At 69.5% G+C, this 7759-nt stretch carries 5 protein-coding genes; 1 reads left to right on the top strand and 4 read right to left on the bottom strand.

All coding sequences use genetic code 11. From position 1 onward, the window contains the following. Nucleotides 1-1766, bottom strand: a 1766-nt coding sequence (locus AC2VON_RS13925) for a glutamate synthase central domain-containing protein (protein WP_486953501.1), incomplete at its 3' end; no start/stop codon positions are given. A 292-nt stretch (nt 1767-2058) separates the two neighbouring features. Between AC2VON_RS13925 and AC2VON_RS13920 the strand changes: the two genes are divergently transcribed. Next, the gene (locus tag AC2VON_RS13920; RefSeq protein ID WP_486953502.1) at nt 2059-3084 is read left to right on the top strand and encodes a MinD/ParA family ATP-binding protein; all 1026 of its coding nucleotides are present in this window, start codon (nt 2059-2061) and stop codon (nt 3082-3084) included. A gap of 32 nt (nt 3085-3116) precedes the next feature. Here the strand turns inward: AC2VON_RS13920 and eccA are convergent, their stop codons facing one another. The 3 genes from eccA to AC2VON_RS13905 all read right to left on the bottom strand — a co-directional run. Beyond that, on the bottom strand, nt 3117-4997 hold the full coding sequence (eccA, locus tag AC2VON_RS13915; RefSeq protein ID WP_486953500.1) for a type VII secretion AAA-ATPase EccA: 1881 nt from the start codon (nt 4995-4997) through the stop codon (nt 3117-3119). A 6-nt stretch (nt 4998-5003) separates the two neighbouring features. Then, the gene (gene eccE, locus AC2VON_RS13910; RefSeq protein WP_486953499.1) at nt 5004-6635 is read right to left on the bottom strand and encodes a type VII secretion protein EccE; all 1632 of its coding nucleotides are present in this window, start codon (nt 6633-6635) and stop codon (nt 5004-5006) included. After that, the coding region (locus AC2VON_RS13905; protein WP_486953498.1) for a S8 family serine peptidase at nt 6632-7759 on the bottom strand (1128 nt) is incomplete at its 5' end. The genes eccE and AC2VON_RS13905, both read right to left, overlap by 4 nt.

Below are 7759 nucleotides of genomic sequence, written 5' to 3'. Positions count from 1 at the left end.
CGACCATTGACCTCCTGATCCGGCCGCAGGTTCACCAGTTTGGCCAGTTCGTGGTTGCGCAGGATCGGCTGGGACAGCACGATCTGCCGGCAGGAGTGCTCGTCGGGGTTGAGCAGGTCGCCCTCGGGCCCGACGGCGCCCTGCAGACTGGTCACCACTTCTTCCCGGATGGCATCCAGTGGTGGGTTGGTGACCTGGGCGAACATCTGCTGGAAGTAGTCGAACAGCATCCGGGGCCGTGCGGAGAGCACCGCGATCGGGGTGTCGGTGCCCATCGACCCGATCGGCTCGGCGCCGGTGGAGGCCATCGGCGCCACCAGCAGGTTCAGCTCCTCGTAAGTGTAGCCGAACAGCTGCTGGCGCAACACGATCCGGTGGTGCGCCATGCGCTCATAGTCGCCCTGCGGCAACTCGTCCAGCGGTATGAGACCGGCTTCGACCCACTGCTGGTACGGGTGCTCGGCCGCCAGCTCGGCCTTGATCTCGTCGTCGGAGACGATCCGGCCCGCGGCGGTGTCGACCAAAAACATCCGGCCGGGTTGCAGCCTCATGCGGCGCACCACCGTCGACGGGTCCAGGTCCAACACGCCGGCCTCGGACGCCATCACCACCAAGCCGTCGGTGGTGACCCAGATCCGGGACGGCCGCAGTCCGTTACGGTCCAGCACCGCCCCCACCACGGTGCCGTCGGTGAACGTCATCGACGCCGGTCCGTCCCAGGGCTCCATCAGCGAGTCGTGGTACTGGTAAAAAGCCCGGCGCGCCGGATCCATCGACGCGTCGCGTTCCCACGCCTCCGGGATCATCATCAGCACCGCGTGCGCCATGCTGCGCCCACCCAGGTGCAGCAACTCCAGCACTTCGTCGAAGCGGGCAGTGTCGGAGCCGCCGGGGGTGCAGACCGGGAACAGCTTCGCGGCGCTGTCCCGCTCGCCGGGGGCCCCGAAGACGTCGGTGCGGATCAGTGCCTCTCGGGCGCGCATCCAGTTCTCGTTGCCGGTGACGGTGTTGATTTCGCCGTTGTGGGCGATCCGCCGATACGGGTGTGCCAGCGGCCAGGACGGGAAGGTGTTGGTGGAGAACCGGGAGTGCACGATACCCAGCGCACTGGCCAACAGGCCGTCCTGCAGATCCAGGTAGAACGCCTTGAGCTGCGGAGTGGTCAACATGCCCTTGTAGACCATGGTCTCCCCGGAAAGGCTTGGGAAATAGACGGTTTCACGACCTGGGCCATCCTGGCCCGGCCCCTTGTTACCCAGTTCGTGCTCGGCGCGCTTGCGGATCACGTAGGCGCGGCGCTCCAGCTCGATTCCGGAGGCCCCGGCGATGAAAAGCTGCCGGAAGGTCGGCATCGCGTCCCGGGACAGCGCGCCCAGCGACGAGTCGTCGATGGGCACATCCCGCCATCCGAGCATCTGCAGCCCCTCGGCTTCGACGATCTTCTCCACCGCCGCGCACGCCGTCGCGGCGTCCTTCGACGATTGCGGCAAAAACGCGATGCCGGTGGCGTAGCTGCCCTCGGCCGGCAGGGTGAAGTCGAGCACCGAGCGCAGGAAGTGGTCGGGGACTTCGATCATGATGCCCGCCCCGTCGCCGCTGTGCGGCTCGGCACCCTGGGCGCCGCGATGCTCGAGGTTGAGCAGCGCCGTGATGGCCTTATCCACGATGTCGCGGCTGCGCCGACCGTATATGTCGACGACCATGGCCACACCACACGCATCGTGCTCAAACGCGGGGTTGTAAAGCCCGATCCGGCTCGGTGCCATTCCTATTCGACCCTCCACCACAAGTCGCAGGCTCGATCCCGTCGGCGATGCCGATTGGTGGTCCGCCCGCCAATGACATCCCGGTCACCGGGACAGGTCCGTGCGACACTGAACGGTGGGCCTGTCTGAAGTCCCGGCAGTTCGTCAAACGATATGCCAAGACCGGTCCGAAAAGCCAACCCCACGGTTTTAGCCTGCACGGGAAAGCATACCGGCAGCCGATCATGCTGACGTCGCCGACAAAGGTGCTGTGAGCCCAACCACCGGCACGTAGCGCTGGGCCCGATAGCCGATACTTGAGTCCGTGCCCCAACCACCGCCGAGCCGACCCCGCCAGCCGCAACCGGGCCGGTGGGACTACCCGGATGCCTGGTCTGCTCAGTCTGCTCAGTCTGCACGGCATGCACGGTCCGCACCCCCGGTCTACCCGCGCCGGCCGCACCCGGAGCGCGGTTGGCGACGCGCCGTGCTGGCCGCCACGTTTGGCCTGGTCAACCTGGGGCCATCGGCCGCTGAACGGGAACAGGCCGGCTACGAAGCAGCGATTCGGTCCACTCCGCGCGGCAGTTACAAGGTCGGTGTGCTCGGCAAGGGCGGCACCGGCAAGACGACGGTGGCGGCCAGCGTCGGTTCTCTCTTCGCATATCTGCGCCGTGCCGACCGGGTGGTCGCGATCGACGCCGACACCGCGTTCGGCCGACTCGGCAGCCGCGTCGACCCACACGCCACGAGTTCCTACTCGGAGCTCGCAGCCGACCGGGACGTGGTGTCGTTCACCGACGTCAGCAGTCGAGTCGGCGCCAACGCCGCCGGACTGTATGTCCTGGCGGGGGAGCCGGCGGTGGGCCGGCGACGGGTTCTGGACCCGGCGCTCTACCGGGAGGCCGCACTACGCCTGGACCGCCATTTCAACATCTCCGTCATCGACTGCGGGTCGACGATGGACGCACCCGTCACCCAGGAGGCGCTGCGGGACCTGGATGCGCTGATCGTGGTCTCGTCGCCGTGGGCGGACGGGGCGGCCGCCGCGGCCAAGACCATGGAGTGGCTGGCCGATCGGGGCCAGACCGGGTTGCTGCAGCGCACCGTGGTGGTGCTCAACGACTCCGACGGTCATGCCGACCGGCGGACCCGCTCGGCACTGAGCTCGCAGTTCCTCCGCCACGGCCCGGGTGTGGTCGAGGTGCCGTTCGACCCGCATCTGCGGCCCGGCGGGGTCATCGACGTGACACGCGAGATGGCGCCGGCGACCCGGCGCAGATTCCTACAGATCACCGCGATCGTCGCGCACTACTTCACGTCCCGGGCCGGCGGCTGAACTCGATGCCCTTGTCGACCCGCGGCACCGAATCACCCGCTCGTCAGTGCTACCGGCACATGCTTTTCCGCGCACGCATCAGCCACCGCGGCGGTGATGTCTGGCACCTGTAGCGTCTGAAGGTCTTCGACGGTCACCGATCCCCTGGCGCTGCGATGCTGAGCGGCAACCCGCGAATCCCGCAACCGTTCGGCTCGTTCGACGACGTTGCGGGCGAACCGCCCGTTGTGCATGACGTCGATTCCGTGGCCGCCGTCCGGTGCCCGGTAGCTGCGCAGCGCCCCGCACGCGGCCCGCAGCGCTTCGGCGGCAGCCGGTTCGACGACGGTGGCGCGCGGTGCTCCGTAGCGGACCGCGATCTCCACCAATTCGTCGGGCGTGTAGGACTCGAACCGCAGCTTACGGTTGAACCGGCCCGCCAAACCCGGGTTGACGGTGAGGAATTCGTCGACCTCCTTCTCGTATCCCGCGCCGATGAAACAGAAGTCGAACCGGTGTGCCTCCAAGGCGACCAGCAACTGGTTGACCGCCTCCATGCCGATCATGTCCGGCCGGCCGTCGTGATGGCGCTCGACCAACGAATAGAACTCGTCCATGAAAAGGATGCGGCCCAGCGAGCGATCGATCAGCGCATTGGTCTTCGGGCCCGACGCGCCGATGTGCTCGCCGCAGAAGTCGGCACGCTTGACTTCGATGATCTCCGGATGCCGGACAATGCCCAGCCCGGCGTAGATCTTGCCCAACGCCTCAGCGGTGGTGGTTTTGCCGGTGCCCGGCGGTCCCACCAGCAGCATGTGGTTGGTCTGGTTGGTGACCGGTAACCCGGCGGCAAGCCGCAGGCCGCGCACCTCGATCTGGTCTTCCAATTCGGCCACGGCCCGCTTGACCTCAGTCAACCCGACCTGGTTGTCCAGCAGCGCCCGCCCTTCCGCCAGCAGGTCGTCACGGCGCTGCTGGTTGTGTTCTTCGTTGCGCTCTTCCTCGGACTGCTCGGTGGTCACATCCCATTTGTCGGTTCGGCTGTTGATCGCCTCCTCGTCGGTGACCGCCAGGTGCAGCGTCGGATCGGCCAGGGCCTGTTTGGCCGCCTCGATCAGAGCGCCGTTGATCGTTGCCTTCGACAGCCAGATCTCGGCTTTGTCCTGCTCGCCGAGCAGCCGGTGCGCCATCCCCCGTACATACGCCAGGTCGGCCGCGATCAGCGGGAAGTCGCCGGGATCAATCGCGGTCACCGCGGTGTCGGGACTCAGGTGCTGACGCGCGTCGGCCGGCAAGCCGTGCCCGGTGCGCAACTCGACCCGGTTCGCCCAGTCCAGCGCGACGCGCGCCTGCCCGAGATGGGCTGCGGCATGGGCTGCCAACACGCTGGTGCCCGCGGTCACCGCCGACATGATGATGGCCTGCGGCGGCAGGACGCTCGCCGCAACCGAGATCACCTCGGGCCACCGCTGGGCGGCGAACATCAGATACGCCCGAACGTACTGCTGCCACTGGTGGTTCTCCCAGGTGTCCAGCAGTGCCGAGCCGGCCAGCAGCTCCTCGGCTTTGTCGTACTTCCCGTCATCGATCAGCGCACTGGCCAGCGCCAGACCGGCATGCGACGCCTCGGTCACCGAGATCGACAGGTATGGACCGGCTTTGACCGCCGCGGACAGATAGACGCCGAGCCGGTTGGTCTCCCGGTGCAGGCGTGTCCCGTAAGTGTGCAACTCCTGCAGCGTCGACAGCGATTCGTCGCCGGTGGCGATCCTGCCCAGCCATGCGTCGGCCATCGACGGGTCGATCTCGGTCGCCTCCCGAAACAGCTGCCGAGCGCCGGACACACCCGCCGGTTCGGCGTCGAGCAACGCCATCGCCGCGTCGAATCGCTTGCGCGCCGCGACCGTTGTCGTGCTGCTCGTCCTGCTGGTCATGGGTTTCTAGTCCACCGGCTCCAGTGCATCGACTTCAGCGGTGCCCCGCGTCATCGGGGCAACCGGCTCTGACGATATGTAGCGGTTCTCGGCACGGAACAACTCCACCTCCACGACGTGCACCTGCCCGCCAGTGCCGGTCGTGGTCACCTCCACGGTCGCCGGGCCGGTCTGGGTGATCATCACGTCGGCGGTGGCGTGCTGCGGCGTGTGCGGTTCACTGATCGAGATCACCGTGTTCGGCCGGGGCGCCGGCGCCCGGATGGCTTCGGTGCCAATGGTGCCGTCGGTGACGCTGATCGTGGTGCCCGCGGCCGGCCGGACTGCGCTGGTGACGGCGACGTCGGGCATCCGGACACTGGCCCACCGGCGCAGGTCGCGAGTGTGCACCGTGATCCGCTCACCGGCCCCGGCCAGCCGCACCACGATCCGCTTCGCCAAGAGATCCGCGGCGGCAACCTGCACCCGGCTGAACTCCCCCGGATCGTCCAGCGGCAGCAGCAACCGGTCACCGGCACCGACCTTGCCCAGCAGCACCCCCGACGGACCGACCGGGACGATCAGCGTGCCCGGTAGCGCACCTCGGCGGACGCCGCGCAGATCCGGCAGCGGCCCGCAGAAACTGGCGGCCAGCGCCGCCGCCTGCTCCCCCGGCAACGGCTGCAGCAGCACGCTGGGCGGTGCCACCGGGGGTTGCGCGCTGCGGACGGTCACCGTCGCCGTCGCGGAGCCATCCGGAAACAGCGTGACGTTTCCGATGATCCCGTCGGCGCGCAGGGACCATGCCTGCGCCAGGGTCTCCGAGGTGACGTCGCCGGGGCGGTAACCGTACGTGGTCAGCCAGCCGGCGTCGCCGCGCAGCGATCGCCACCGCCGGTTGTCGGCGGCCAGACACCCTAGGGCCGAACCAGCCGAACCACCCAGTCGCCGCTCCATCTCCACGATGTCGGTGGCGGTGGCAACTCGGGCGCGGATGCCCTGCTGACGCAGGGCCGCGCTGATCCGCTGTGCGGCCGCCAGCGCCGCAGTGCCCAGTGAACTCCGCGACCGCAGCGCCTCGACGTTGGCCAGGGCAGCAATCCGGGCGATGAGCCAGGTTTCCCGCTGCCCGGCGTAGGGTGGCGTGCCGATCAGGGTGTCATAGACCGGCGGATAGTCGCCGGTGTTGCGCCGCCGTGCGCCGGCACTCACCACGGAGAGCGAATCGACGGTCAGCCCCAGGCTCTGGTGCAGCAGCGGCAGCAGGCCGGCGACGTCGACGGCATTCTCGGTGGCCGTCGAGGTGGAACCGGTGAACAGGGTCGGCACGTGCGGCTTGCCCAGCAGCTGGACCGCCACTGCGGCCACCCCGTCCTGGTAGCGGACCCCACCGCCGGCGCGGTCGTTGGCCACGGTGACGGGTTCGCGCAGGACAATCGGCCGGCGCCGCCGGGCCCACAACGCCAGCCACGACCACGGTTGGCGGCGGCGCCAGCGGGCCGTCCCGGTCAGCAGGCCCAGGACCAGCCCGGACGCGGCGCCCGGATATCCCGCCACACTCCATCCGATCAACCCGGCGGCCAGCACCGCGGCGATGACCGCCAGGCTGACCGCCGGGCTGACCGCCGGGCTGCCGGCGAATCTGATGGGCGTGCTCATCGCACCCGCCGGGCCCGGCGGACCCGGGCGATCAGCGCAGCGATCGCCACCGCAGCCGCCACCACGCCGGCGAACGCCACTGCCAACGTGCGGGCACGGTGATCCGGCGCCGGCGCGGGCGGGGCGGGAACGATCACCCTGCTGTACGCGCCGGGCGCGGTCCGCTCACCGGGCGGCACGTTGAAGGTCAGGGCGGCCACCGGATCGACCACCCCGTAGCCCACCTGGTTGTCCACCCCGCGCGGCGGGTTGTGCGCCGTTTGCAGGATGCGGTTGACCACCTGATGCGCGGACAGCTCCGGAAACTTGGCGCGCACCAGGGCGGCCACCCCGCTGACATAGGCGGCCGAGAAGCTGGTGCCCCAGAACGGCAGGTTCTTCTCACCCGGCCGGACCGGCGGGTAGGCGTTCACCGGATCGCCGGTCTGCGGCGACAACCCCATGATTCCGACCCCCGGCGCCGCGGCCGCCACCCACGGGCCCGTCAGGCTTTTGCCGATCGGCGCGCCGGTGTTGTCCACCGCACCCACCGACAGCACGTAGTCGGCGAACACCGACGGCGAAGACACGGTTTTGACCTGGCGCCAGTCGCGGGGGTCGGCGGGATCCAACGGGTTGAAGGACGGATTCTGCGCGCAGTCCTCCTCGCCGTCGTTGCCGGCTGCCGCCACGATCACCGCGTCCTTGACGGTGGCCGCGTACCAGACCGCCGCGCCGATGGCACCCAGATCGAGCGGGTCGGCCGCCGACACGCACGACGTCACGCTGACGTTGATCACCTTGGCGCCCAGGTCGGCGGCGTGCACGATGGCCCTGGCCAGGGTCGCGACGGTGCCGGCCTTCTTACGGGCATCCAGGTTGGCGCCGATGGGGTGCTCGAGTTCGTAGGCGCGCGACGACTGCCTGACGGAGATGATCACCGCATGCGGCGCCACCCCGGCCACACCGTCGGGTGCCGCCGGCGGCGGCGGCGCCACCTCGGGGTCGTCGGGCTGGCCCGGGGCGGGGTCACCGGGGGCGTTCGCCGGCGCATCGGCGGGCGGCGGCGGGGACGGTGGGGGCGCCTGGAGGGTCACCGTCACCGGCGGAGGCGCCGCCGGCGCGGGCGGGGGTGCGGGCGGCGG

The sequence above is a fragment of the Mycobacterium sp. TH-M82 genome, assembly GCF_057473605.1.
This window is presented reverse-complemented; position numbering and strand designations above follow the sequence as displayed.

Bases quoted from the DNA above. Each gene is read 5' to 3' on its own strand.
- eccE (WP_486953499.1), bottom strand. From the start codon at position 6,635: ATGAGCACGCCCATCAGATTCGCCGGCAGCCCGGCGGTCAGCCCGGCG.
- eccA (WP_486953500.1), bottom strand. From the start codon at position 4,997: ATGACCAGCAGGACGAGCAGCACGACAACGGTCGCGGCGCGCAAGCGA.